The sequence below is a fragment of the Aminobacter sp. P4_D5 genome (assembly GCF_056401815.1).
In genome coordinates, this window is record NZ_JBFUIP010000415.1 from 1 (window position 1) to 1085 (window position 1085).

General features: G+C 73.3%; 3 protein-coding genes. 1 reads left to right on the plus strand and 2 read right to left on the minus strand.

Going from position 1 to position 1085, the window contains the following annotated elements; genetic code table 11:
- On the minus strand, window positions 1–426 hold a 426-nt coding region (locus tag AC1DWF_RS32375), incomplete at its 3' end, for a metal ABC transporter ATP-binding protein (RefSeq protein WP_476842616.1).
- Window positions 423–557, minus strand: coding sequence for a hypothetical protein (locus tag AC1DWF_RS32380; protein WP_476842617.1), 135 nt, complete (start codon window positions 555–557; stop codon window positions 423–425). The genes AC1DWF_RS32375 and AC1DWF_RS32380, both read right to left, overlap by 4 nt.
- Window positions 558–598: 41 nt before the next feature.
- Between AC1DWF_RS32380 and AC1DWF_RS32385 the strand changes: the two genes are divergently transcribed.
- Window positions 599–1085 (plus strand): DUF445 family protein (locus AC1DWF_RS32385; RefSeq protein WP_476842618.1); only part of this gene is annotated, 487 nt, incomplete at its 3' end.

Consider the following 1085-nt stretch of genomic DNA (forward strand, 5'->3'; position numbering starts at 1 on the left):
GGCGAAGAGGAGGCGCTGGAACTGGCCGGAGGAGAGGCTGCCGACGGGCCGCTTCGCGAAGCCGTGCAGGCCCACGGCGTCCAGTGCGGCCTCGACGCGCTCGGGGCGCGGCGTCGCGCGGAAGGCGCCGCTCTCGGCCCAGAGCCCGAAGAGCACGGCGTCCCGGCAAGTCAGCGGGAMGGTCCGGTCCAGCGCGGCCTGCTGCGGCAGGAGCGCGATCTGACCGGGCATCACGCCCTCGATTCGGCCTGAGGACGGCGCGTGCAGGCCCGCGATCGCGCGCAACAGCGATGACTTCCCAGCGCCATTCGGCCCGACCACCGCCATCATCGCGCCCGGCTTCAGCGCGAAGGAGAGGTGGTGCACGGCCGGGCGGCGCCCATGTGTGACCGTGAGATCGCGAATAACAAGCTCGGAGGGCTTCATGCCGCCAGCGCCCAGGCAATGGCCGACCACAGCACCGCCAGCAGCGCGGCGGCCAGGACGACCCGCGCCGAGCTGCCGCTCGCGAGGTCGAGAGGGTGGGTCCAGGACGACATGATGTTATCCCATAACATGGGCGCCGCCCCGTCGCCAAGCAAGCGGGGACGGCGATAGAATGGCGCCCATGCCCTCTCCCGACGATGCGCTCAGGTCGGCCTTGGCGCGGCACCGCGCCATCGCGACCCTCCTGCTGGTCGTGATGGCCGCGCTGACGGTCCTGGCCTACCGCCTCCCGCCTGGGCCCTGGCCGACCCTGCTGGCGGCCTCCGCGACCGCGGGCGTGGTCGGCGGCCTGGCCGACTGGTTCGCTGTGACGGCGCTGTTCCGGCGGCCGCTGGGGCTGCCCATCCCGCACACGGCCATCATCCCACGGCAGAAGGAACGGCTGGGCCAAGGGCTTGGGCGCTTCGTGGCCAACCACGTCTTCACCGAGGCGGAGCTGCGCCGGGTGATCGCGCGGCTCGACGTTGCCGGGATCCTGGCAGGCTTTCTCGCCGACCCCAAGGCGTCGCGCCCGGCCGCGCAGGCCCTGGCGGCAGCGGTGCCGCGGCTGCTGCGCACGCTGGAGGACGGGCGGGCGCTGCAGCTCACCACCCGGCTGC

Bases quoted from the DNA above. Each gene is read 5' to 3' on its own strand.
- AC1DWF_RS32380 (WP_476842617.1), bottom strand. From the start codon at position 557: ATGTTATGGGATAACATCATGTCGTCCTGGACCCACCCTCTCGACCTC.